The organism is Campylobacter sp. CN_NE2 (genome assembly GCF_027797465.1).
In the GTDB taxonomy this organism is placed as follows: Bacteria; Campylobacterota; Campylobacteria; order Campylobacterales; family Campylobacteraceae; genus Campylobacter_B.
In genome coordinates this window covers 1,113,638-1,139,271 of the sequence record NZ_CP115608.1, presented here as the reverse complement: position 1 = coordinate 1,139,271, position 25,634 = coordinate 1,113,638, and the positions used below count along the sequence as shown (strand labels likewise).

The following is a 25,634-nucleotide window of genomic DNA, read 5'->3' as shown; positions in this document are numbered from 1 at the left end:
TTTATTCGAGAATTTATCATTGAAAAATAGAAAAAATAATTTGTGAAAATAATTTAAATTAAAAATTTAGAGTGCAAAAATTTGCACTCTAATGCAATTTATTTAAGGATATTTTTGTAAATTTGTAGTTACGAGTTGCAACTACATGCACAACCGCAACTTCCGCCGAGTGCTTGTTTGATAGCGTCATAGTTTGGCTCTGAACTTACTTCGCTAACGATTTCTTTGTGGATAATCTTTCCGTCTGTATCGATAACAAAAATCGCTCTTGCTAAAAGCCCTGCTAGTTTTCCATCGCTCATCAAAACGCCGTAAGCCTTGCCGAAGTCTTTATTTCTAAAATCACTTGCAACGCTTATGTTTTCGATACCTTCTGTTGAACAAAATCTACCCATAGCAAACGGCAAATCCATAGAAATCACGCTTAGTGCGACATTTTCTTTTCCTGCCATATTTTGGTTAAATTTGCGAGTTTCTGTTGCGCAAACGCCGGTATCAAGAGATGGAACTACGGCTAAAATTTGAATTTTATCGCTTTTTCCGCCTACTTTAATAGTGCCTAAATCTTTTCCCACAACTTCAACCACAGGGGCATTATCGCCAACTTTTAGTTCTGTTCCGCTCAAATTTACGGTATTTCCACCGACTGTTACAGTTACCATTTCTTCTCCTTTACAAAAATTAGAGTAATTTTATCCAAATAATTTAAAAATAAGATTAAATTACTATGATTTTTTGATTACAGGTGCAGTTTGTGTGAGTAGATCGTGTAAATTTAGCTTGTCTTTGCGGAAAAAACATAAAAATAATCCCACAATGCTAAATCCTGCTAAAATAAAACAAACAAAGCGTAAAAATGCCTTTAAAAAGCTGATTTTTCGCCCTGTTTTTAGATCTATTAGATAAATTTGCGAAAATTTATATCCCGGAGTTTGGGCTGATTTTGCGATGAAAATGGAAGTTATAAAGCCGTAAATTGCCCACACGATTGCGATTGCGAATTGGTTTTCTTGAAAGGCTTCTTTTGAGCCTAAAATGAGATAAGTCGTGATATACAAAAGTGGCATTGCGATGAAAAACATATCGACGATGAACGCTTTTATGCGTAAAAAAATCGGTGCAATGCCTGCTTTTGTCTTTGCCAAATTTGCTCTTTCTTCGTTTAGTTTCCGCGACTGCCCGGTTTTACGGCAACTGAGCCTGATTTACAAAGCGGACAGGAACCCGGTTCATAAATGTCAAAATCGAAATTTCCAAGCGTAAAAAGCGGTTTATCAAAAGGAAGTTTGCAACTTTCTTTACGAGAATTTCCTAAATTTGCAACCGCACAAAATCCGCGATTTGCAAGGGCTGCGTAAGCCACCACTTCGCCGCCTAGGCTTTCGATGATTTTAGCGCTTTCCAGTGCCGATCCGCCTGTTGTGATAATGTCTTCGCAAATGATAAATTTCTCGCCTTTTTTGACTTCAAAACCGCGACGGAGAGTCATAATTTTATCAACTCGCTCGGTAAAAATAAATCTTTTTTTGGAAGATTTCGCAAGTTCGTATCCTGCTAGAATTCCACCCAAAGCAGGAGAGCAAACGCTATCAAATTTAATGCCTGAATTTGCTATTATTTTAGCAAGTTCGTCGGCTAGTTTTCCTGCAAGTTCAGGGTATTCTAGCACTTTTGCGCTTTGGAGATAAAACTCAGAGTGATTTCCGCTACTTAGCAAAAAATGCCCTTGCAGATACGCTCCGTTTTCTAGGTAAATTTTTTCAATATCCATTATCAAACCTTTAAAAGTTCGGCTTCTTTTGCTTTGACGGCGTCATCGATTTTAGCTGAGTAATTATCGGTGATTTTTTGCACTTCGTCGTAGCCTTTTTTAGCTTCATCTTCGCTGATAGCCTTATCTTTTTCTAGTTTTTTAATCTCGTCGTTTGCGTCTTTTCTGATGTTTCTAATGCTAATTTTTGCTTTTTCGCCCATTGCTTTGGCTTTTTTAGCATTTTCTTGTCGTTGCTCGACTGTCATTGGTGGGAAAAATAGTTTTATGCTTTCGCCGTCGTTGTTTGGATTTACGCCGATATTTGCCGCAGCGATTGCGCTTTCTATCGTTTTTAGCATAGGTTTTTCCCATGGGCTAATGGTGATTGTTACGGCATCCGTTGCTAAAACTGTTGCGACTTGGTTTAGCGGGGTTTGACTTCCGTAATAATCAACCGTGATATGATCTAAAATATTTATATTTACTTTGCCTGTTCGTAGTGTTGTAAAGTCCTTTTTAAGGGCTTCCATAGCCTTTTCGCCACCTGCTTTTTGGTTAGCATAAATTTGATCTAACATTTGTATCCTTTTTGGTAAAAATTTTTTAATTATATCATTAAAAAAATAAGAATTTAATAATTTAAAAGTGCCGAAGCACTTTTAAATTTAGAATTTAATTATTTGTTGAGTTTGTTTCGATTGAAATAGCAGGTGCGATTGTGGCATTGATTTCAGATATGATTTCATCTGCTTTTTGTTCTGCTTTATCGATTTGTGTAGTTACGGCTTGATTGATTTGATTTGCTGTATCGTTAGCTTCGCTCATAACTTTTTCTGCTACTGAATTTGCCGTATCTTTTGCTTGTTCTATTGTTTGGTTGGCTTCTTCTACTATTTTCTCCACCGTTGCATTAAATTCGGCTACTAAATTTTGAGCGGTTTCGTTTGCTTCTGCTACGACACTATCTATAACAGGTGCGATTGGAGCAATCGGCGAGATACCGCTTTGTGGTGCCATAGGAGCACTAGGTGCGTTTGTCTGTGGAACACTTGGCACACTTGGGCTGCTTGGAACGGCATTTTGTTCTATCATTTTACTTGTATCAACGCTATCAATAATCGAACTTTTTGCATCTTTTTGATAAAAATATGCCAAAGCCAAAGTATTTATAACAAATAAAATTCCCATAACCGCCGTAAATTTAGCCAAAAATCCCGCAGGTCCTTTTGCACCAAATAGACTTTCGTTACTTCCGCTGTATTGTCCTAGCCCGATAGATGAGCTTTTTTGTAACAAAACTGAAATCGTAATCACGATAACAAGTATAACTTGAAGAATTAATAACAATGTTGTCACGATTGAAACCTTTTAATTTTAAATTGAACCTGTGATTATACAAAAAGTAAGATAAATTTAAGTTAAAATTTAAGTGCCGTTTGTGAATTTAAAACGGCACTATCAAATTTAATCTCTATTTGTAACACCCAAAATGTGTAGTAACGACATAAAAAGGTTGTAGATATTTAGATACATACCAACAGCTGCCATGATAGGTGATGTGTATTCGCCTCTGATGATTTTTTGTGTATCAAAAAGTATGTAAGCTGAAAATAGCACAGCACAAACAGCTGAAACGCCAAGAGCTAAAACGCTGCTTTTAAACAAAAATACATTTAAAAGGCTAACAACGACAACGCCGATAAGCGTCCAAAACAAAGGCTTTGTCCAAGAGCTAAAATCTGCCTTTGTTCTCATCGCATAGATAGTTAGTGCGCCAAATGCAACCGCAGTGGCAACAAAAGCTTGTGTTACGACATGACCAGCTCCGGCGCTCACAAAGGCTGTTATTATCGCTCCAACCGTCATACCTGTGATAAATGTAAATGCAAAAAGTAGCACAAGCGCTAGTGTGTTTGCGCCACGACTTACTGCAAATTGCATACCAAGGATTAAACCAAAAATCACAACTAGATAAATAAGCGGACTAGTGGCAAGTGAAATGCCTGTATTCATCGCTACAAAAGCACCCGCTGCTGCTGCTATCATAGAAGCAGTCAAAAGCGCATAAGTGTCTTTGATGATAGTTGAAATTCTCGAACTATCATATTCGGCGTAGTTTTCATATTTTTCGCCTAGCACATCGATGTTTTGTAGGTCTTTTCCATAGTCTTTGTTGAAAAGTGCCATATTTTTCTCCTTTTAGATTTAAATTTGCGAGTGAGTATATCGGAAAAATGGTAAATAATAAATTAAAATAAAATAAATTTAGATGAATTTGACAAGACAAAAAGCAAATTTATTCAACATTAATTCTAAATTGTTATAATCCTACACTTTTAAAGGAGAACTATGAACGACAGAATCATTAGCGGTGCCGTTAAATTTATGGAAGAAAACTTTTTAGAACATAAGGAACTTTTTGAAAATTTGGCAAATCATCAAACTCCACACACGCTTTTTGTGGGCTGTGCCGATTCTAGGGTTGTGCCAAATTTGATAACTTCCACGCTACCGGGAGAGCTTTTTGTCGTGCGAAATATCGCAAATATCGTTCCGCCGTATCGTGTGAGTAATGACTTTGTCGCTACAACGGCCGCGATAGAATACGCTCTTTACGCGCTAGAAATCAAAAATATAATCATCTGCGGACATAGCAACTGCGGTGGTTGCGCGGCACTTTATTATGAAAGTGAAAAGTTAGAAAAAATTCCAAATGTCAAAAAGTGGCTAAATTTGTTAGATCCTGTTAAAAAGGAAATTTCAGAAATCAAAAATTTAGAAATTTCCAAAAGAGAGTGGATAACAGAACGGCTAAATATCATAAATTCGATAAAAAATTTGCTAACTTTTCCAAATTTAGCAAATTTGCACGAAAAAGGCGAGATAAAAATTTACGGCTGGCACTATATCATCGAAACGGGCGAACTTTTTGACTACGATCACACCAGCGGACATTTTAAAATTTTAACAAAGGAAAAGGATTATGAAAAAGTTTATAATCAGCTTTTTAGCGATTATTAGTTTTATTTTTGCAGATACAAATTCTAGCGATACAAACATAACAAAAGAAGAAGTTATAGAAGCGATTTCAAAAAATTCAGATAGCAATGAAAGTGAAGTTAGAGATTTAATAGTTGAAAAAATTGAAAAAAGCGAGAACTCTGATTCGCTCGATAATGATACTATTAGGCTTTCAGCTGTGGTAAATGATATTAGAAAATTAAACGCTATACATAAAACTCTTCTAGCCAAAGGCGATACGAACGCTACCGGCGAAGAAGCAAAAAATTTAGCTAAAAGCAAAGAAGCACTTTTTGATACAATTCCTTATGCTATAACGAAACAAAAAATTAATAAAGAAGGTATTGTAAAATATTTAGAGCACAAAAATTCGTTATTAGAAAGTATAGAAAAAAATAAAAACAAACAAGGCTCAAAAGAGTATATTGAAGCTTCATTTTCACTTGAAAATATGAATTTAGCCGAAATATTTTATGGTTCTTTGCTAAAAGTAGATGATTTATTTACCAAAGGCTCAGGAAGCAAGGCGCTCGAAAAAGAGTTACAAAGTTCGATTTTAACGCTTCAAACGCTTGATTTTTCGAATTTATTGCTTTTAAAAGAAAAATTAAAAACAGACGAAGAAAAATTAAATTTCGATAATAAATTTGGCGAACTTGAAAACAGCAAACAAACCTATGAAGAGGTATTAAATTATCTTTTAACAAATAAGGATTTACTAACTAGCAATGCCATTGTTACAAGGCTAAATTTAAACACTGCGATTGATTATATCAATGAAAAAAGTCCAAAAATCGGTAAAATCAATGTCGGAAAAACCATTTTGGTGCTTTTTATTATCGGATTTTTCTATTCGCTTAGAAGGTTTTTAGCGAATTTGCTATATTTCATCTTTAAGCCGTTTTCAAAAAACCAAAGCATAGATTTAAAAACGCAAGTTGTTGATATTTTGAAACGACCGCTTGGAATTTTGCTGATTGCTTATGCGATAAGCATTTGTTTAAGCATTATTTCGTATCCTGCGCCGCTTCCTGTAAAAGTGGCAAATGCTTTATCGATAGCCTATATTATCTTAAATGCTTGGTTGATTTTGGTTATTATTGACGGATACGGCATTATTTTGCTTGGAAATCTTGCCAAAAAAAGTGCAAGAAAAGAAATCGTAAATTTGATGATAAAAATTTTATATATATTTGTCGTAATCGTAGCGATTTTACTAATTTTAAGACGACTTGGATTTAATATCTCTGCACTTTTGGCTTCTCTTGGAATCGGAGGTTTGGCTATCGCTCTTGCTACAAAAGATATAATCGCAAATTTCTTTACTTCGATTATGCTTTTGTTTGATAACTCATTTTCGCAAGGCGATTATGTCGCAATTAACGGTGTAGAAGGGCATGTTGTGGAAATCGGCATGCGAAAAACTACCATTAGGACAATGGATAACGCACTAGTTTCGGTGCCAAATGCAAACATTGTAGCACAAAATATTATAAATTGGAGTAGGCGAAAAATCGGCAGACATCTTAAAATCGTTATCGGTGTAGAATATTTATCGCCGAAAGATAAAATTCAAAAAGCTATTAGTGAAATAAAAGATATGCTAGAAGATCACCCTGAAATCGCCGCAACGCACGATAATGCAAAAAATGCAAAAGATCATCGCATAAGACATAAACAAAAAATGGTTTCGATTGATGATTTGGCAGGTTATAAAAATTTGCTTTATGTTGTTTTGGACGAATTTGCAGATTCGTCGATAAATATTTTGATTTATTGTTACACAAAAACGACGAATTTTGGCGAATTTTTGGAAGTAAAACAAGATATTTTATTTAAAATAATGGAAATTTTAGAGCAAAATTCGCTAAGTTTTGCATTTCCGTCACAAAGTTTATATGTTGAAAAGTTACCAAAATTTGAATATGATAACAAAACAGAAAATTCTAACAACAAAGGAGCACAAAATGGCTGAATTTGATGATGAAATGGAATTTGACGAATTCGACGACGAAAACGAAAACGATTTCGATATGGACGATTATCGCTACTCTTACGATGAAGATGATTATAGCTTCGATGAAGATGACGGCGAAGATGAATTTTATGAATAAATTTAGCCAAATTTGCTAATTTATTTTCAAAGGAGCAATTTATGTTTAAGTTACGAACACTGCCGTTTGACGGCGCAAAAAATGCAGTTATAAGCGAAGAAGCCTGTAAATTTCACTACGGAAAACATCATCAGGCTTATGTTACAAATCTAAATAATCTTATAAACGATACGGAATTTAAAGATTGTCATCTATTTGACATTATAAATAAATCGCAAGGAGCGATTTTTAATAACGCAGCGCAAATTTACAACCACGATTTTTATTTTGATTGTATCGCCGAAAAAAGCGAAATTTCAAACGAACTAAGAGAAGCTTTGCGTGAAGAATTCGATGATTTTAAGGCTAAATTTTTAACCGTCGCAACTACTCTTTTTGGGAGCGGTTGGTGCTGGCTAGTTTATGATTTAAATGATAGTAGGCTAAAAATCGTGCAAACGCAAAATGCCGCTACGCCGATAATAGAAAATCAGGTTCCGCTTTTGGTGGTTGATGTCTGGGAGCATGCTTATTATATTGATTTTAAAAATGCAAGGGCTAGTTATTTGGAAAAGTTTTATGAAAATATCAACTGGCATTTTGTTAGTGAAGCATACTCTTGGGCGATAAAAGAAGGGCTAAATTCGGTGAGATTTTACATAGATGAAATTCACCCAGAGTGCAAAAAATAGCAAATTTAAGGATAAAAAATGAAAAAAATTTTAGTTTTTTGTGCGGTTTTGGCTTTTGCTTTTGGAGCTGAATTTACTGCTGTGAAATTTAGCCCTGAGCAGACCGAAAAAATGATGAAAGAGCTTCGCTCTCGTTTAGAAAAGTGCCAAACTGATGAACGCACAAAAAAGCTTATACGCGATTTAGAAGATGCGTTTTATCCGCTTGAAGATATGGATTTTTCGCATGATTATGACCCACAAATAATCGAAAAACTCCGCAGACTAAATGCGCAAAATCAGCGATTTTTGACGCATTTTGTTTTGACTTCGGGTTGTAAATTGGATTAGAGATTTATAAATTCGGCAAATTTGCTTTTAAATTCGCCGAATTTTGGAATTTGTGGTGTTAAGCTTTTAGCGAACGCCAAATTTATTTTTTTATAAATTGGCAAATTACCCCATTTCGCGTTATGAAAAGCACTTTTCCTTTGGCTTTTTTCTTAAATTTATCATAAAGTCTCCCGCCGCTTACACTCTCGCCAATAACCGTTTTAGTGCTATTTGCAACATAACCGATGGTTCCAAGACCTTTTAAAGTTACTTTGATTGCCTCTTTATCATACCTATTTTTAGGCTCTTTTTTCAGTTTTACACGCATACCTTTTTTAAGAAAATCATCGCCATAGTAAAAATTAAGCCCCGTGATTGTAAAAAATATTTTTTTCATCTCTTAATCCTTTCTTTTAATATTTCATATTCAAATATAACGATTTAAATATGTTAAAAACTATAACAGATAAAACTAGGCTGGAATTTAAAGTAAAATAATCCCCAAAAGCAAAAGCCTTCGGGGTTTGAAGTTTAAAAATTTATTTTTTAAGTGCGTCTTTTGCTTGTTTTGCAACAACAGCAAAGGCGTCGCTATCGTTCATAGCAAGATTTGCTAGAACTTTTCTATCTAGCTCGATTCCTGCTAATTTTAGTCCGTTCATAAATTTAGAATAGCTTATGTCATTTAGTCTGCAAGCCGCATTTATACGGATAATCCATAGTCTTCTAAAATCTCGCTTTTTCGCTTTTCTATCGCGGAAAGCATAGACTAAACTTCTTTCTAATTGCTCTTTCGCTTTTCTAAAATGTTTTCTGCGACCGCTATAAAAACCGCGCGCTAGTTTTAGAACTTTTTTGTGGCGTCTTCTGCGAACTACGCCTGTTTTAACTCTTGCCATAATTTTTCCTTTTTAAAATTTGGCGTCCGCCTTGCGGAACTTTTCCTAAATTTGGCAAATTTAGGAGGTTTGAATGACTTTTTTCGTCAAAAACTTATTTGCAAAGCATTTTTTTGACAGCTTTTTCGTTTGTGCTATCTACAAAATGCGGGCCTCTTAAATCTCTTTTGCGTGTGCTAGACATTTTTGTCAAAATGTGGCTTCTAAAAGCTGAGCCTCTTTTGATCTTATTTTTGCCTACTTTAAAGCGTTTAGCAGCACCGCGAACTGATTTCATTTTAGGCATACTAATCCTTTGTTTAAAGTGAAATTGTGATTATACAAAATTTATTCTTTGAAATTTTTGAATTTTGTAAAATTTATGAATTTAGGCGATAAATTTTGCCTAAATTCATTTTTAAATTTGAAAAATTTACGCTTTTTTCGGCGTAATAAGCATACTTACATATCGCCCTTCTAAAACAGGAGCTTTTTCTCGCTCAGCTGCTTCAAGTAGATACTCTTGCCAAATTTTTTCTAGCAAATTTACACCGATTTCCGGCGTATTCATCTCTCTACCTTTTAGAAAAACGCGAAGTTTTACATGTTTTCCGCTTTGCAAAAATTCAATCGCATGTTTGATTTTGTAGTTAATATCGTTTTGAGCGATCTTAGCAGATAGCTTGATTTCTTTGATTTCAATGCTTTTTTGCTTTTTCTTGGCTTCTTTTAGCTTTTTTTCTTGTTGATAGCGAAATTTGCTATAATTCATAACTTTACAAACCGGCGGTTTTGCATCAGGGGCGATTAAAACCAAATCCACGCCGTTTTTGTTTGCTATTTCTAGTGCTTCGTCCAATGAGATAACGCCGTAAGCTTCGCCATCATCTCCAATACACCTTACCTCGTCAAAAGGTATGTTTTCGTTGAGTAAAACCTCTTTTTCTTTGCTCAAAAATTCACCTCGCTTGATTTTTGTTTGCATAAATTTAAAAACTCTTCAAGACTTAAATTTGACTGAGTTCGCTCTCGTCTGTCCCTTAGAGCAACGCTTTTTTCATTAACTTCATTATCCCCAAGAACGATTATCATAGGGACTTTTTGTTTTTCTGCTGTTCGAATTCTTTTATTTAGCGTTTCGTTTTTGCTAAAAATTTCACTATCAATCTCTAAATTTCTTAGTTTATCGGCGATTTCGTTTGCGTAAGCTAAATGATTTTCGCTAATCGGAATTATTGCGATTTGAGTTGGACATAGCCAAAACGGAAGCTCGCCGGCAGTGTGTTCGATCAAAATACCAATAAATCTCTCAAAGCTACCTAAAATCGCTCTATGAAGCATGACAGGTTGTTTTTTCTCATTATTTTCATCGATATAGCCTAGCTCAAAGCGATTTGGCAGATTAAAATCCACTTGCACGGTGCCGCATTGCCATTTTCGTTTTAGGGCATCTGTGATTTTTATATCGATTTTTGGTCCATAAAATGCACCGCCGCCTTCGTCAATGCCGTATTTTAAGCCTCTCTCATCAAGTGCGTCTTTAAGTGCTTGTGTGGCGATTTCCCACACTTCATCGTCGCCGACAGCTTTTTCCGGCTTAGTTGAAATTTCCATTTCGTAGTTAAAACCAAAAGATTTCATAAGCAAATCAACAAAATCTAAAATTTCATAAACATTTTCTTTGATTTGGCTTGGCATACAAAAGATATGAGCATCATCTTGTGTAAATTCGCGCACTCTAAATAGTCCATGTAAGACGCCTGATTTTTCGTGTCTATGCACGACGCCATATTCGCAAAATTTAAGCGGCAAATCACGATATGAGCGAATTTCGTTTTGATAAACTTTGATATGACCTACGCAGTTCATCGGCTTAATGCCGTATTCTTGCTCTTCAATCATCGTAAAATACATATTTTCTTTGTAATTTGCATAATGTCCGCTAGTTTTCCAAGCGTCTGATTTTAGGATTTCAGGACCTCTGACTGGCTCATAGCCGCGTCTGCGAAGCCCACGATAAAGTTTTTCTTCAAGTTTTACGCGCATTTTTGTGCCGTTTGGTAGCCAAATCGGAAGTCCCATGCCGATTTCTTCATCAAATGTGAAAAATTTCATTTCCGCGCCAAGTTTTCTATGGTCGCGTTTTTTGGCTTCTTCAAGCATTGTTAAATGCTCTTTTAGGCTATCTTTGTCGGCAAATGCTGTGCCGTAAATGCGAGTTAGCATTTCTCTTTTTTCATCACCGCCAAGATAAGCTCCTGCTATACGAGTGAGTTTGAAAAATTTAAGCATTTTTGTATTTGGCAGGTGCGGGCCACGGCAAATATCTTCAAATTCGCCTTGTCTGTATAGACTAACTGCGCCATCAGGTATGCGTTTTAAAACTTCTTGTTTTAAATCATCATTAGCGTATTTTGCGCTAACTTCTGCTTTGGTTGAGTTTATTTTTATGATTTCATCGCCGTTTTTGGCAAGTTCTTTCATCTTTTCTTCGATGATTTTTAGATCTTCTTCGCCAAGTTTTTCGCCGTCAGGTTTAATCACACGCATATCGTAGTAAAATCCGTCTTCGATAGCAGGTCCTACGAAAAATTTAGCGTCTTTATACAGGCTTTTGACTGCTGCTGCTAATAAGTGCGCCGCCGAGTGTCTGATGACATCTAGTGCGTCATTTGAATTATCAAAATAGATTGGCTCTCCGCTACCTGCGTAGCTTTGAGTGTCAATAATCTCTTCACCTAATTTGTATGCGATAATATCGCTCATTTGTATGTTTTCCTTTTTTACCAAATTGTCTTTTTTACGATAAAAGAACGATTTATCATTTTATCTTATTAAATTTTAATATTTACTTAGTTTTTGATTTAAGAACTATTTATTTTGATAAATTTGTGTTTAAATTTGAGAATTTTGTATGTAAATTCTTGCAATAATACTTTTGTCGTTATTCTGAGTATCGTAGGGTGGGCATCCTTGCCCACCAAAAATTATGCAAATTTAAAAATTCAATTAAATTTGGTATTGCAATTATTTTCTAAATTTAATCCGCTCGAAAGTTGCCTTGCAGGGGGAAAGGGGGCTTGAATTGCGAAGTCGCTCCCCTTTCCCCCTGCAACCCCCTTACCCCCGACGACGCTTTACAAGGTTGCAAATTTAAAAGCTGTCGCTTTTAAATTTGCGAATTAATGAAAAATTTGCTTCGCAAATTTTTAAATTTACAAAATAATTCAATGGAAAATTTGATAAATTTATGCCGACGATTTTGCGTGTTTTGTAGTAAATTTCGAGTGAGATAAGGCTGGTATGCCTATCGAACGAGAAATTTACAAAATCACGCAAAAGCTAGGCTGAATTCAACTTAAATTTGGTAACTAAATGCCGACGATTTCACGCCAAATTTGCAAAAGATAAGACTTTTTTCGTCTATCGTTACAAATTTGGCGTGAAAGCTAGGCTCGTTTCAACTTAAATTTTCTAAGAAATCTTTTGCTTACACACAAGTATGTTACAAACCCCGCCACTATGCAAACCGCCATCACGCACGATAGCAAAAACGGGTGGTTTGCGCCGATTGCGCCTACGACAACGGAGATAAATCCTGCCATTGCCATTTGGATTGCCCCAAGCACAGCAGAAGCCGAGCCTGATTTGCCTTTAAATCTAGCCATTGCCAAAACTACGGCATTTGGTATGATAAATCCTTTCATGCCAAGCGTTAAAAATAGGCAAATTTCAAAAGGCAAAAATCCAAAATCAAAAAATCCGCAAACAAGTAATAAAATAGCTCCCACAATCATCGCTAAAAAGGCATTTTTTAAGATTATATAAGGCGAAATTTTTTGCACGATTTTTGCATTTATAGCTGAAAATATGGTCATCGAAAGCGCATTTAACCCAAAAACTATGCCAAAAGCCTTACTAGAAAGCCCAAAATGCTCTCTAAAAACAAACGGCGAACCCGTGATATAGGCAAACATCGCCGCCATACAAAGGGCGGATGAAAGGGTAAAAATAAAAAATTTGCGATTTTTTAAAATCGAAATATAATTAGCCAAAACCGATTTCGGGCTTAAATTTAGCGATTTATCGATAATAGCACTTTCTTTTAAGCCTAAAAAAATCATCCAAAAAAGCAAAATTCCAAGCAAAAATAGTGTTGTAAAAATGAGCTTCCAACCGCCAAAATCCGATATAAAAGCCCCGACGGTTGGAGCTAACATAGGAGCAAGAGAACCCACTATCATCATCAAGGCTAAAACTGCTGCGCCTTCTTGGACGCTAAATTTATCATTTATCACGGCTCTTGCGATAACCACTCCCGCGCAACCGCCCAAAGCTTGGGTAAATCTAAAAAATATAAAAGCATAAATGTTATCAATCGCCACGCATAAAATGCTAGAAAATATAAAAACGCAAATTCCCACAAGTAGGGGTTTTCTGCGTCCGTAGATGTCGCTAAGTGGTCCGTAAATGAGCTGGCCGAGCGCAAAAGCGACGAAAAATGCCGTTAGCGAAAGTTGAGTATAAAATTCACTCGTGGCAAATGTGGCTTGAACATTTTTTAAAGCAGGTAGATACATATCGGTCGAAAGTGGCGCAACAGCCGACATATAGGCTAAAACTAAGATTAAATACGGCCTTGCGATTTTTGGTGAATTTAAAAATTCCGTGATTTTGGCAAACATAAATTTCCTTGAAAAATTTTAAAAAGTGATTGTAACGAAAAAAACTTAGAGTGAAACTTAAATTTGAGATTAAAAGTGGTGACCCCTACGAGATTCGAACTCGTGTTACCGCCGTGAAAGGGCGATGTCCTAACCGTTAGACGAAGGGGCCACAATCGGTTAAACAAAAAAGGAACTCGTATTTTATACGAAAGTTGCTTAAATTTCACTTAATAAAGTGCTATTTTTTGTAAATTTTGCTAAAATACCATTTTAAATTTTTAAAAGGATAACTCTATGAAAAAAATAAATTTGTTTATGTGTGGAATTTTGGCTTTTGTTAGTTTTTTCTCAGGCTGTGCGAAAAATTCTCCACAAAATTCCCAAGCAGTTAGTTTTACGGTGATTTCGCCTAGTTTAAAAATCAGCGATGCAGGTTTTATCCATAAATTCACAAATAAAACTGAACTTCAAATTTATAACTCAGGCGTTAGTATCCTAAAAATGGATATTTCAGAAAATAAAATTTGTCTAAATTCTGCTTGTGATGACGAAGCGACATTTAATAGAAAATTCTTTAAAAACAGCCATTACAACGGCTTTTTTAGCGATATTTTAAACCATAAGCCGATTTACAACGGAAAAAATTTGCAAAAGAGCGATTGTGGATTTTTGCAAAATCTAAGCGATAATTTTATACAATACGAATTTTGTAACAATTTGGTAGAATTTGCCGATACAAAAAACAAAATAAAAATCAAATTAAAAGAGATAAATTGAAACGAATCGGAGCGCATGTAAGCGCAAGCGGCGGGGTTTTTAACGCGCCGATTAATGCCAAAAATATCGGAGCAGATGCATTTGCGCTTTTTGTGAAAAATCAACGCCAATGGAGCGCAAAACCACTCAGCGATGACGATATAGCGAAATTTAAAGCAAATTTAGCTACTAGCGGTATAAAAAGCGATCATATCTTAGCACATGATAGTTATCTTATAAATTTAGGACACCCTGACGAGATTTTACGCAAAAAAAGCGTTGAAGCGTTTATCGATGAAGTGGAGCGTTGCGAAAAACTAGGCATTAAGCTTTTAAATTTTCACCCAGGATCCCATTTAAATGAAATTTCAGCCGAGATTTGTTTGCAAAATATCGCAAATTCGCTAAATTTTGCTATCGCAAACACTAGCGGCGTAAAACTTGTCATCGAAAACACCGCAGGGCAAGGCTCGAATTTGGGCTTTAAATTTGAACAAATCGCTTATATCATAGAGCGGGTGGAAAACAAAAATCGCATTGGCGTTTGTATCGATACCTGTCATGCTTTTGCGGGTGGGTATGATTTTCGCACGAAAGAATCTTACGAAAAAACTATGAGCGAATTTGACCGAATTATCGGCTATAAATTTTTAAGCGGTATGCACTTAAATGACACCAAAAACGAGCTTGGTGTTCGCAAAGATCGCCACGAAAGCCTTGGGCGTGGATTTTTGGGGCTTTCTAGCTTTGAAAATATTATGAACGATAAACAAATAGACGAAATTCCGCTTATCTTAGAGACTATCGACGAGAGTATTTGGGCGGACGAGATAAAAATTTTAAGAAATATGATAAAAGGATAAATTTTGAATTTACAAAAAGTGTTTTTATTTGGTTTGACGGCTAGTTTGGCTGTGAATTTTGCCTGTGCTTCGGGTTTTAAAATACCTGAGCAAAGTGGCGATTCTGTGGCGATGGCTACATCAAACATAGCTTATAGTTTTGGTGCGGACGCGGCGTATTATAACCCTGCAAATATGGTTTTTATGCACGCAGGGCATGAATTTGCTTTATCGGGTCAGTATTTAAGGCTCGGAAGCCTTAAATATAGCAACCACTCAACCACTTTTGGCAATGCAAACTACGACACAAGCTCAGAAGTAGGACATTTTTTTGTGCCGGGACTTCACATGTTTTCTCCGTTTATCGGCGAAAATACAAGATTTGGTTTTAGTATTTCGGTTCCGGCAGGAATGACGATGAAATGGGAAGATCCGTTTCCAAAATCAATCGCCGAGCATTTTGAAATTCAGGTTGTCGAACTTGCTCCAAGCATCGCGTATCTTATAAATGATCAGCTTTCTTTTGCGGTTGGCGCAAGGGCTGTTTATACCAGCGGTGTTGTTAAAAACGAAGTAAGCAATGCTACTATTTCAGCGCAAATTCCGATCGTTGGCACACAAAGTGTAAATTTGAGTGCTAGGCGTGAGCTAACGGGTGATTCGTGGGATTTTGGTTATAATCTTGCCTTAACTTATAAACCAACACAAAATTTAAGCCTAGCTGCAACTTATCGCTCAAAAGTAAATTTAACCGTCGAAGGCGATGCTAAAATAAAATCAAGCCTAGATACATCAAATTTATCGGCACTTATCGCGACTTATCCGCAGTTGGCACCGCTTTTAACGCAACTAAAAGCTGGTTATGAAGGTGAGTATAGCGGCGATGTAAGTATCGACATACCGCTTCCTGCGATTTTAACTTTGGGTGCGGCATATCAGTGGAACGACTGGACTTTTAGCTTTGCTTATGATAGAACTTTTTGGTCGGCTTTGAAAGAATTTGACTTTGAATATGCCCGTGCAATACCTGTTTCAGCGATGTTTGATAAACCTGTGGAAAAAGACTGGCACGATACCGATACTTTCCGCTTCGGTGTGGCGTATCAATATAATAAAGATTTACGATTAATGGGCGGTTTTGCCATCGATGAAGCAGCTGCTGATGCAAATAAGGTTCGATTTGAGTTGCCTGATACAAAATCTTATATCTATTCACTCGGAGCAAATTATAAATTTAGCGATAGCTTTGATTTAACGGGAGCTGCGCTTTATCAAGATCGCCAAGCAAGAGAGATAAATTCTCCGGATTCCATTGCTTTTAATAACCTTGTTGGTGAATTTGGAAGAACAAATATTTTGATACTAAATTTAACGGCAAGTTATAAATTTTAAAGGAGTTTTATGCAAGAAATTATAAATTTTATCAATCAAAATCCAAAAGACTCTCAAATACAAAAAATTTTGGAAGTCAGTGATGACGAGATAAAAATTTTACAATTTTTGCTAAAAAACTACCTTGACGGAAATCCACAATCTAGTGTATTTTCACTGCTTTGTGCTGTTTTTGGAGAAAAAGATTATAGTTACTTAAACTATTTAAAAAATATAAAATCTCTTATTGATTTAGGGCTTGTAACTCAAATCGCAAGTGTTTTTAAAAATGTAGAATTAGGCAAAAAAACGGCTTTATTGTCTTTGTTAAATTCTGAAATCGAACCAAGCGAATATTTTTTAAAAATTCTTGAAGACGGCGAGATAAAATTTGATTTACCACAAATTTTGCCCTATAATGATAATTTGGAGTATCTAAAAGATCAATTTTTTCGCATAAATTTATATGCCAAAAAACTGCATACTAGTTCAGAATTATCGATAAATAAAATCGATGAGCGAATTAAAAATTTAGAAAAAATCATCGCAAAACGGATAAGATTAACCAAAATTTCACTCCCAATCGAGCAAATTTTCAAATCAAATTCACTAAATTCAAAAGAGCAACTCATATTTTTGGCACTTTTAAAAGAAGAGTATTCAGCTGAATTTGAAAATTTCAGGGATTTAAACACGCTAATTGCCTTAATTAGCGAAGATGAAATCTCTCGTTTTAAAAATCGAGCTTTGCTCGAAGAGGGCGCAAATCTCATCATTAGCGGTTTGATTGATTATGACGAGACTATCGGCGGTTTTGGCGGTATCATGCGAAGTTTTTATATAAATGAAGATATTTTGCAAACCATAATGCACCCAAAATCAGGCAAAAAAAATAAAAAAGCACTCATCGAAACAATCGTAAAAGAGAGCGAAATTTTCGAGCTAATCGAGCCTGTAACGGACATCGACGATGTCGTGCTAAATGAAAAAACAAAAGAGTTGCTTAGCCAAATTCTAAAACAGGTCGATAAAAAGGTCATAAACCGCTTAAATTCGTGGGGTATAAAATCTCGCAAGGGCGTCGATGCGAAGATTATTTTTTATGGAGCGCCGGGGACGGGTAAGACTATGAGCGCACTTAGCCTTGCAAAGAGCCTTAAAAAGCAGGTTATTAGCTTTGATTGCTCCAAAATTTTAAGCAAATATGTCGGCGAGAGCGAACAAAATGTGCGAAAAATTTTTGATACTTACAACAAAATCAAAAACGAAAGCAAAACCGAACCCGTGCTTTTACTAAATGAAGCAGATCAGTTTCTTTCATCTCGCATAGAAGCAGCAGGTGGCGGAAGCGATAAAATGCACAATCAAATGCAAAATATTTTCCTTGATCAAATCGAAAAATTTGAAGGCGTTTTAATCGCCACGACGAATTTGCTAAAAAATATCGACACTGCCTTTTCTAGGCGGTTTGATTATAAAATCGAATTTAAAAAGCCGACAATGAGCGAACGCCTTGCCATTTGGCGAAAAATACTGCCAGAAAATGCGAGTTTTGAAGAGAATTTTAGCGTGGAAAAACTCGCCGAATTTGAGCTAAGTGGTGCTCAAATCGTAATGACGATGAAAAATACCGCTTTAAAAGTCGCCGTTAAAGATGACGGAATTTTCACTTTTGAAGACTTCGCAAACGAGATAAAACGAGAAATTTCATCGAATTTCGATACCGACAAAAAAGTCGGACTTTTATAAAATTTTTTATCCAGTTTTCGTAGGGTGGGCATTTTGCCCACCATAAGGTTACCGAATTTTTCGGTGGGCAAGGATGCCCACCCTACGAAGCTACAAATTTAATAAACCAAAACAATCCAATTCAAAAATTTGCGAAGCAAATTTTTCATAAAACTAAATTTAAAAAAAGTGAAAGCTTTTTTTAAATTTGTCACGATAGAAGCGTGCAGGGTATAGGGGTTGTTAAGGGGGAAAGTGGAGCGACTTCGCAAAACAAGCGTAGCGATGACACGCACAAAGTGCGTGGCAGGTTTCTTGCGAGTGCGAAGCACGAAGCAGAGTAAGTCAGCCCCTTTCCCCCTTAAAAAGCAACTTGCAAGATGGTTAAATTCACAAAAATAATTGCAATACCAAATTTGATTGAATTTATAGAATTTTTAAATTTGCATAATTTGTGGTGGGCAAGGATGCCCGCCCTACGAAAATGTAAAACAAAAATCTAACTCTATTGACAATCTGTTTTTTTTTTTTTTTGTATCATTTCAAAAACATATCGGAGAAAAAGATGAGAAAAATATTTTTAATTTTATTTGGTTTATTTTTAAATTTTTCATTTGCCGATATTTATCAAGCGGCTGTTGGCAATGGTAAATTTTGCTACGAATCGCATATATATAATTTTAAAGAAGAATTATATGTAGATATTTACTCGGAAGCCTGTAATTATGATATTGTTTATTATGATATTAACAGCAAAGATATACGACCAGGAAAGATTATGGAAATTTATGATTATAATGCCAGTAAATATAGAAAGGTCAAGGTTGAACGAATGATTATGAATAAAGATGGGATAGGAGTTGAAAAATATTTTGTTTTACACGATTTAAAAACAAACGAAAAACTGCATTTTTCTAATCTACAAATCAATAATTCAAAAAATTTAAATTTGCCACCAAAGCCTATAAATAAAAAATATATTATCTATGGAATTTTATTTTTATTACTAATTTTTGTTATATTTAAAAAATAATTTTGGAGAAAAAATGAGTAGAATTTTGCTATTTTGTTTAATTATTTTTGTTACCAGTGCCACCGGCACATGCATAGGTCAGTGGGGTGGCGAAGGGTCGTGTGGTGGCGAAGGGTCGTATGGTGGCGAAAATATAAACCCCACTTATGAAAAAATTTATTCTCATTATGAGAATAAAGAATTTGATAAAGTTTTAGATATAGCCTTACCATTGTGTAAAAATAATGAAATTATTCCTTGTAAATATGCAGCTGCTTCTTTGATAGGAAAAGAAAAGCAATGCGATGAAAGGTGTATAGAAATATCAAAAAAGGTTTGCGATTTGGGCGAAATTATGGATTGCGATTTTTATGCTTTATACACAAAAAATTTAGATAAAAGTCGCGAAATTTGTGACAATGCTACGAAAATAGTCATAGATTTAATAAAAGAAAGTAGGACATACGGCGGTCGGGAAGATAAAGGTTTTTGTGCATTTACTGGTAATTTATATCAACAAAACAGAGATTATAGAAACGCAGTAAAATATTATGCAGTTTCTTGCGAATTATTTAGCGACTGGGGTAGTGCTTGTGTATTATTAGAAGAAGCTAAAAATAATGAAATGAGCTATTATTATGACGATTTTGTAAATTCATGCAAAACAGACCCTGATATGGTAGGTTGCAAAGCTTATAAAAATTTTTATAACCAAGAATAGCAATTCTAGGTTTCCAAATTTTCGGTGGGCAAGGTTGCCCACTCTACAATAGTTTTAAAAATTATTAAAAACTTGGTATAGGAAAAGCAGAATTTGACGGAGCGATTTCTTCTTTTGAATTTATCAAATTTATCGTAGCATTGTCATCTACTTTAAAGCCGCCGCCAAGAGCCTTGTAGGCATTTACCGTGCTTGTTAGCGTTTCTAAATTCGCATTTGCTAATGAAAGTTTAGAATTTAAAAGTCCCCTTTGAGCGTCTAAAAACTCCAAGTGGTCGCTATAACCCTCGTCGTAGCGTTTCGAAGCCATGTTAAAAACTCTTTGTTGAGCCGAAACTAGCTTTTTCATACTTTCTTGTTTGATTTTAGCGTTTTCTATGCCGACTAATGCGTCTTTAACCTCGCCAAAAGCCGTTTTTAAGGTCTTATCATAGGCGATAAAACTTGCGTTTTGATCCAGATTTGCCAAATCCACTCGCTTTTTGGTGCGACCAAAGTCGATTAGCGGCCCCACTAGCGAACCGGCTATGCTCCAAGCAGGGTTATTTAAAAGCGTGTCAAACTCGCCGCTAGCATAACCTAGACTTCCTGTTAGCGAGATAGACGGAAAATACTGCGCCTTTGCCACGCCGACAAGGAAATTTGTAGCTTTTAGGCGTTCAAGCGCACTTGCGACATCGGGTCTGTGAAGTAAGATGTCCGATGAAATCCCGCTTGGAATCGCAGGTGCATTTGGCAATGAATTTGCCGAATTTACCACGCCGTGTAGAATTTCGTTGTAGCTTTTACCTGTAAGTATGTTTAGCGAAGTCGAAATTTGCGAAAGGTTGTTTTGAACGCCGATTAAATTTGCTCTTGCGTTTTCTTGTGTCGCTAATGCTTGATAATAAACAATATCGCTAATGGCCCCTGCATTTAGCTGTTTTTTGCGAAAATTTGCCGTGCTAGTGTAGCTATCTAGGCTGGATTTTAAAATTTGCTCTTGTTCTTTTAGCGAAATCAGCGTGAAATAAAGGTTTGCAACGGTGCTAACGATTGTGTTTTTTGCTGTTTCGTAATCATATTTTGTGGCGTTAAATTTAGCATTTGCAGCTCTGACTGAGTTGCGAATTTTGCCCCAAAAATCGATTTCATAGCTCATAGAAGCCCCAAGCGAATAGGCTTCGTGCGAGTTTCTATCAGGCAGATTTCCAAAGTTATTTTGGCGACCTGCGCCGCCTTGAATTTGCGAATTTGGTAAAAACTCCAAGCGTGAAAGTCCAAGCGAAGTTCTCGCTATTTCGATATTATTTAGAGCTAAATTCAAATCAGAATTGTTTTGTAGCGCACTTTCAACTAGCTCATTTAGATAGCTATCGCCAAATTCAGCCCACCAAGCTTTATCTATACGAATTTCGCCGTAGTCTGCGATAAATTCGGTATTTTTTTGCGGAAGCGTCGGCTTAAACGAACAACCACTAAACAAAACGGCACTTGCAATCACGCTATATAAAAATTTATTCATCACTCGTCCTCCGCACTTTTGTTTTCTGCTCGTTTTTTGTCTATCCACTCATTAAGGCTTTCTAAAAGGTAGAAAAACAGCGGAACAAAGAAAATCGCAATCGTAGAAGCTGCTATCATACCGCCCATAACACCCGTTCCTATGGCATGGCGGCTTGCGGCACCTGCTCCTGTGGCGATAACCATAGGGAAAACGCCAAGTGTAAAAGCAAGACTTGTCATACAAATCGGGCGAAAGCGCATTCTAGCGGCTTCAATGGCTGCTTCTGTTATCGAGCGGTTATTATGCAAATGCTGTTGCATAGCAAATTCGACAATCAAAATGGCATTTTTAGCAGCCAAACCGATAAGTAATAAAAGTCCGATTTGAAAATATATATCGTTATTTAATCCCCTAGCCCAGTTAAAGAGTAGCGCTCCAAAAACTGAAAACGGCACGGCTGTCAAAACTGCCAAAGGCATTAGCCACCTTTCATACTGAGCCGCTAAAATCAAAAATACGAAAATTAAACCAAAAATGAAAGCCTGTGCGCCTTTTCCTGTGGCTGCGACTTCTTGGTAGGCAGAACCTGACCAGCCGATTGAATACTCATCGCCTAGTTCTTCTTTCATAACTTCTTGTATAGCTTGTATGGCTTGACCAGATGTAAAGCCCGGTTTTGGCTCTCCCATAAGTTTAGCAGCAGAAAAGCCGTTAAATCTATCAACCGTATCAGGACCTAAGCTTCGTTGCAGGCTAACTAGTGCATCAAGTGGAACTAAATGTCCTGTTTTTGAGCGAACATATAAAAATTTAATGTCTTCCGGAGATGTTCTATACTCTTGATCTGCCCTAATATAAACGCGGAAATTTTTGCCAAGCAGGTTAAAATCATTTACATAATACTTTCCGATAGTCGCCGATAGGGTTGAAAAAATATCGTTGATATTAATACCCATCATTTTGATTTTTTCGGTATTCATCGTTAGAGTATATTGCGGAAACTGCGTATCTAGCGTGGTTCGCACTAAATTTAGCATTGGGTGAGCGTTTGCTTTGGCTGCAACCCTTTGCATATCGGCTTCGATTTCGTGATATGTTTTTCCTGTTAGGCTTTGGGCATATAATTCAAAACCACCGGTCAAAGAAAGCCCGTTTATAGGCGGTGGCGTAACGACATAGGTCATCGAATTTCTATCTGCAAAATATAATTTTCCGTTTAGTTCATTTGCCATAGCAAAATTTGAATTTTCATAACCTTTTCTTTTATCCCAATCTTTAAGCATCATAAACATAGCTCCGCCGTTTTCTTTCATGCTACCGCTAATCATATCATAACCTGCGATTTCGGTTACGGCTTCTACATTTGGGTTTTGTTCGACAATACTTTTAATAAAATTTGTTGTTTGTTGCGTATGTCCTAGCGTCATGGCTGACGGTAAATTCACCATGGTTAAAACTGCGCCTTTATCTTCATTTGGCACAAGCGCACCTGGAGTTGCTTTAAACAGCGCAACTACAAGACCCATAAAAACGGCTACAATTAACAAACTCGGAATCACATGGCGTAAAACTTTTGCAACACCTGCTGTAAAAACTCGCGTAGAAAAATCAAAAAATTCGTTGTATTTTTTTACTAACCAAAACGGCTCACCCTCTTTTTTGCGTAAAATAAGCGCACAAAGTGATGGTGTAAGAGTAAGTGCTACAAAGCCGGAAAATGCGACAGAAGCAACAAGCGTTAGGGCAAATTGTTTTTGTATAACGCCCGTAAAACCGCCCATAAAGGCAATCGGAATAAAAACAGCGCTCAAAACTAGCACGATAGAAATAACAGGGCTTGTTATTTCTCGCATTGCTTTAATCGTGGCTTCTTTTACGCTTAAATGCCTTTCTTCGTGCAAAATTCGCTCGACATTTTCGATAACGATAATAGCATCATCAACAACGATACCGATAGCTAAAACAAGCGCAAAAAGAGTAATCAAATTTATAGAAAATCCAAGCAGATGAATTCCGATAAATGCCCCACAAATCGAAACCGGCACGGCAAGCATTGTAATAAAAGTAGAGCGGAAATTTCCTAAAAACATATACATGATGAAAATAACAAAAAGAAGGGCTTCTGCGAATGTTTTCATAACTTCCTTAACTGAAACGGCAACAAATTTTGTAGTGTCATAGCCGACTGAATATGTCAAATTTCCGGGGAAATTTTTTGAGAGCTCTTCGACTTTTTTATTTACTTTTTCAACGGTAGCAAGGGCGTTTGCACCGTTTTTTAGGAAAATCATCGTAGGAACCATGCTGTGTCCGTTGTATTTACCTTGTATAGAGTAATCATCAGCCCCAAGCTCAACTCTTGCTACATCTTTTACGCGCAAAAAACTGCCCTTATCGTCGCTTCTGATGATAATATTTTCAAACTGCTCAACGGTTTTAAGTCTGCCTTCCGGGCGAATAGCAAAAACATAAGGATTGCCTAAATCATTTGGTTGTTGTCCGATTTTTCCTGCTGTTCGCTGTGAATTTTGCTCTCCTATTGCAGCGATGACCTCAGATGTGGTAAGGTTATATTTATGCAAAAGTTCAGGGTTTAACCAAATTCGCATAGCATAGTTTCTCACCATAGCAAATGCTTCGCCGACACCTTCAACTCGTTTTAGCTCTTCGACGATATTGATTTTGACATAGTTGTTCATCTCTATGCGATCCATTTCATTGCTAGGATCGTAAAATGTCAAAAGTTCGAGTAGCGATCCGCTTCGCTCATAAACCGAAAGCCCGTATCTTCTAACTTCATCAGGCAAAGTATTTAGAGCAGGTGCTACGCGGTTATTTACATTTACCCTTGCATCAGCCGGATCTGTGCCAATTTCAAAGAAAACATTGATATTAAGTTCGCCGGCAGAACTTGAAGTGCTCTGCATATAAATCATATTTTCAACGCCGTTTATGGCGTTTTCAAGTGGTGCGGCAACGCTATCGGCGATAGTTTGCGCATCGGCTCCTGAGTATGTAGCACGAACGACGATTTGTGGCGGGGTAAGTTGCGGATACTCTTCTACTGCCGAAGTTATCGCCGAAATTACACCTGCAATTACGATGATTATAGAAACAACACTCGCAAAAACAGGTCTTTCGATAAAAAATTTAGAAAACATTATCTTTGACCTTCCGTTTGTGCTTGTTGCATTTGAGCCTGCATTTTAGCAGCTTCGGCTGCCCTTGCTTCTTCATTTAGCGGAGCGACATCAAGCCCTACACGAATTTTTTTGAAATTATCGATAACGACCAAATCTCCGTCATTTATGCCTTCTGAGATGATCGCTTCTGTGGCTGTTTGGGAGATAACTTTTACGATTTTTTTTGCGATTTTTCCGTTTTCAACTACATAAACAAAAGGGTTGCTTAAATCTTGCAAAACAGCGACTTGCGGTAGTTTTGCGCCATTTTTTTGATGAAAACCGCCGACCTTTACCCTAGCGTAAGTCCCCGGTTTTAGTTCTAAATTTGGATTATCAAATTCAGCCTTTGCATCGACCGTTGCAGTGTTTGAATTTACGACATTATCTATAAATTTAAGCGTTCCGTTATAATCTTTTCCAGCTACGCTTATGCTAACGCTTGAATTTTTCTTTTCCCACTCGCCGTTAGCTAAATTTGTATCGATTTTTAGCTTTTCGACATCGGAAATCCCGAATTTAACATAAATCGGATCGAGTTTTGTAAGTCTTACTAAATCAGAATCTGCCCCGCTTACATAGGCTCCGACATCTTTTAGATTATCGCCTACGACACCCGAAAACGGCACTTTTACCTTTGAATAATCTAAATCAATTTTCGCATTTGTCAAATTTGCGTTTGTTATGTTGTATGCAGCAACGGCAGCGTCATATTCTCTTTGGGAAATCGCATTTGAAGCTCTTAAATTTTTCGCTCTTTTTAAATCGGCGTTGGCGTTGTCAAAATTTGCCTTTGCGATGTTATATGCTGCTTCATATTTTGCAGAATCGATTTCAAACAAAATATCGCCTTCATTGACCGCTTGACCGGGAGTAAAGTTTTGCTTTTCTATCGTTCCTACGACTTTGGCTTTGACTACGACATCAAGTTCGCCGACTATTTGTCCGTTAAAAGAAAGCGCAACTTCCATATCGCCTGTTTTGGCTGTTATTACTCCCACAGGCAAAGGCGGCATTTGTTGTTGTGCGGCGTTTGCGTTTTTATCTTTTTTTTCAAATAAAGAACAACCCGATAATAATATCGCTAATATCGCTAAATTCGCTAATTTACTCATAAATT

25 protein-coding genes, 1 tRNA gene and 1 pseudogene are annotated in these 25,634 nt (G+C 36.5%); 11 read left to right on the top strand and 16 right to left on the bottom strand.

The features are described 5' to 3' along the window. Positions 1–128 precede the first annotated feature (128 nt). The 6 genes and pseudogenes from tpx to PF028_RS05575 form a co-directional block, all read right to left on the bottom strand. Positions 129–662, bottom strand: a complete 534-nt coding sequence (gene tpx, locus PF028_RS05600; RefSeq protein WP_270860999.1) for a thiol peroxidase — start codon at positions 660–662, stop codon at positions 129–131. A gap of 63 nt (positions 663–725) precedes the next feature. Next, positions 726–1,145: an RDD family protein gene (locus PF028_RS05595; protein WP_270860998.1), complete on the bottom strand. Its 420-nt coding sequence runs from the start codon at positions 1,143–1,145 to the stop codon at positions 726–728. A gap of 17 nt (positions 1,146–1,162) precedes the next feature. Continuing rightward, positions 1,163–1,771: an orotate phosphoribosyltransferase gene (gene pyrE / locus PF028_RS05590; RefSeq protein ID WP_270860997.1), complete on the bottom strand. Its 609-nt coding sequence runs from the start codon at positions 1,769–1,771 to the stop codon at positions 1,163–1,165. A 2-nt stretch (positions 1,772–1,773) separates the two neighbouring features. Beyond that, the gene (frr, locus tag PF028_RS05585; RefSeq protein WP_270860996.1) at positions 1,774–2,331 is read right to left on the bottom strand and encodes a ribosome recycling factor; all 558 of its coding nucleotides are present in this window, start codon (positions 2,329–2,331) and stop codon (positions 1,774–1,776) included. Between the two features lie 439 nt (positions 2,332–2,770). Beyond that, positions 2,771–3,109, bottom strand: a pseudogene (gene secG, locus PF028_RS05580) (preprotein translocase subunit SecG); the annotation flags it as partial. Between the two features lie 108 nt (positions 3,110–3,217). After that, positions 3,218–3,940 (bottom strand): Bax inhibitor-1/YccA family protein, encoded by a 723-nt coding sequence (locus tag PF028_RS05575; RefSeq protein WP_270860995.1) that lies wholly within the window; start codon positions 3,938–3,940, stop codon positions 3,218–3,220. Between the two features lie 162 nt (positions 3,941–4,102). Between PF028_RS05575 and PF028_RS05570 the strand changes: the two genes are divergently transcribed. From PF028_RS05570 to PF028_RS05550, 5 genes are read left to right on the top strand one after another with little or no spacing between them, the layout of a single operon-like run. Next, positions 4,103–4,774 carry a carbonic anhydrase gene (locus PF028_RS05570; protein WP_270860994.1) on the top strand — a complete coding sequence of 224 codons (672 nt, stop codon included), beginning with the start codon at positions 4,103–4,105 and terminating at the stop codon, positions 4,772–4,774. Next, positions 4,737–6,749: a mechanosensitive ion channel family protein gene (locus PF028_RS05565; RefSeq protein WP_270860993.1), complete on the top strand. Its 2,013-nt coding sequence runs from the start codon at positions 4,737–4,739 to the stop codon at positions 6,747–6,749. The genes PF028_RS05570 and PF028_RS05565 overlap by 38 nt, the downstream gene beginning before the upstream one ends. After that, positions 6,742–6,888 (top strand): hypothetical protein, encoded by a 147-nt coding sequence (locus PF028_RS05560; RefSeq protein ID WP_270860992.1) that lies wholly within the window; start codon positions 6,742–6,744, stop codon positions 6,886–6,888. The genes PF028_RS05565 and PF028_RS05560 overlap by 8 nt, the downstream gene beginning before the upstream one ends. Positions 6,889–6,929: 41 nt before the next feature. Beyond that, complete coding sequence (locus PF028_RS05555; RefSeq protein ID WP_270860991.1) at positions 6,930–7,559, top strand: superoxide dismutase; 630 nt, start codon at positions 6,930–6,932, stop codon at positions 7,557–7,559. Between the two features lie 18 nt (positions 7,560–7,577). Beyond that, the gene (locus PF028_RS05550; RefSeq protein WP_270860990.1) at positions 7,578–7,889 is read left to right on the top strand and encodes a hypothetical protein; all 312 of its coding nucleotides are present in this window, start codon (positions 7,578–7,580) and stop codon (positions 7,887–7,889) included. Positions 7,890–7,971: 82 nt separating this feature from the next. On the opposite strand, the gene PF028_RS05545 is transcribed toward PF028_RS05550, so the two are convergent. From PF028_RS05545 to PF028_RS05515, 7 genes are all read right to left on the bottom strand, one after another. Then, positions 7,972–8,268, bottom strand: a complete 297-nt coding sequence (locus PF028_RS05545) for an HIRAN domain-containing protein (RefSeq protein WP_270860989.1) — start codon at positions 8,266–8,268, stop codon at positions 7,972–7,974. A 142-nt stretch (positions 8,269–8,410) separates the two neighbouring features. Then, positions 8,411–8,770, bottom strand: coding sequence for a 50S ribosomal protein L20 (gene rplT, locus PF028_RS05540; RefSeq protein WP_270860988.1), 360 nt, complete (start codon positions 8,768–8,770; stop codon positions 8,411–8,413). A gap of 94 nt (positions 8,771–8,864) precedes the next feature. After that, a complete protein-coding gene (rpmI, locus tag PF028_RS05535) occupies positions 8,865–9,056 on the bottom strand; it encodes a 50S ribosomal protein L35 (RefSeq protein WP_270860987.1) in 192 nt (63 codons plus the stop codon). Positions 9,057–9,182: 126 nt separating this feature from the next. Continuing rightward, a complete protein-coding gene (gene infC / locus PF028_RS05530; RefSeq protein WP_270860986.1) occupies positions 9,183–9,704 on the bottom strand; it encodes a translation initiation factor IF-3 in 522 nt (173 codons plus the stop codon). Further along, complete coding sequence (gene thrS / locus PF028_RS05525; RefSeq protein ID WP_270860985.1) at positions 9,701–11,515, bottom strand: threonine--tRNA ligase; 1,815 nt, start codon at positions 11,513–11,515, stop codon at positions 9,701–9,703. Before thrS ends, infC begins: the two co-directional genes overlap by 4 nt. 683 nt (positions 11,516–12,198) lie before the next feature. After that, entirely contained in the window at positions 12,199–13,434 is a 1,236-nt protein-coding gene (locus PF028_RS05520) for a multidrug effflux MFS transporter (protein WP_270860984.1), read from the bottom strand. Positions 13,435–13,510: 76 nt separating this feature from the next. Next, a tRNA-Glu gene (locus tag PF028_RS05515) sits at positions 13,511–13,585 on the bottom strand. A gap of 125 nt (positions 13,586–13,710) precedes the next feature. Here PF028_RS05515 and PF028_RS05510 point away from each other — a divergent pair. The 6 genes from PF028_RS05510 to PF028_RS05485 all read left to right on the top strand — a co-directional run bounded on the left by PF028_RS05510 (position 13,711) and on the right by PF028_RS05485 (position 19,846). Continuing rightward, positions 13,711–14,193 (top strand): hypothetical protein, encoded by a 483-nt coding sequence (locus PF028_RS05510; protein WP_270860983.1) that lies wholly within the window; start codon positions 13,711–13,713, stop codon positions 14,191–14,193. After that, complete coding sequence (gene nfo, locus PF028_RS05505) at positions 14,190–15,035, top strand: deoxyribonuclease IV (protein ID WP_270860982.1); 846 nt, start codon at positions 14,190–14,192, stop codon at positions 15,033–15,035. Before PF028_RS05510 ends, nfo begins: the two co-directional genes overlap by 4 nt. A gap of 3 nt (positions 15,036–15,038) precedes the next feature. Next, positions 15,039–16,406, top strand: a complete 1,368-nt coding sequence (locus PF028_RS05500) for an OmpP1/FadL family transporter (RefSeq protein WP_270860981.1) — start codon at positions 15,039–15,041, stop codon at positions 16,404–16,406. A 9-nt stretch (positions 16,407–16,415) separates the two neighbouring features. Then, positions 16,416–18,134 carry an ATP-binding protein gene (locus tag PF028_RS05495; protein ID WP_270860980.1) on the top strand — a complete coding sequence of 573 codons (1,719 nt, stop codon included), beginning with the start codon at positions 16,416–16,418 and terminating at the stop codon, positions 18,132–18,134. Between the two features lie 544 nt (positions 18,135–18,678). After that, entirely contained in the window at positions 18,679–19,146 is a 468-nt protein-coding gene (locus PF028_RS05490) for a hypothetical protein (protein WP_270860979.1), read from the top strand. Positions 19,147–19,159: 13 nt separating this feature from the next. Beyond that, on the top strand, positions 19,160–19,846 hold the full coding sequence (locus tag PF028_RS05485; protein ID WP_270860978.1) for a hypothetical protein: 687 nt from the start codon (positions 19,160–19,162) through the stop codon (positions 19,844–19,846). A 64-nt stretch (positions 19,847–19,910) separates the two neighbouring features. Here PF028_RS05485 and PF028_RS05480 read toward each other — a convergent pair whose 3' ends face one another. The 3 genes from PF028_RS05480 to PF028_RS05470 are packed head-to-tail and all read right to left on the bottom strand — an operon-like array spanning position 19,911 to position 25,629. After that, positions 19,911–21,350 (bottom strand): TolC family protein, encoded by a 1,440-nt coding sequence (locus PF028_RS05480; protein WP_270860977.1) that lies wholly within the window; start codon positions 21,348–21,350, stop codon positions 19,911–19,913. After that, entirely contained in the window at positions 21,350–24,493 is a 3,144-nt protein-coding gene (locus PF028_RS05475; RefSeq protein WP_270860976.1) for an efflux RND transporter permease subunit, read from the bottom strand. Before PF028_RS05475 ends, PF028_RS05480 begins: the two co-directional genes overlap by 1 nt. Further along, positions 24,493–25,629, bottom strand: coding sequence for an efflux RND transporter periplasmic adaptor subunit (locus PF028_RS05470; protein ID WP_270860975.1), 1,137 nt, complete (start codon positions 25,627–25,629; stop codon positions 24,493–24,495). Before PF028_RS05470 ends, PF028_RS05475 begins: the two co-directional genes overlap by 1 nt. Positions 25,630–25,634: the final 5 nt, after the last annotated feature.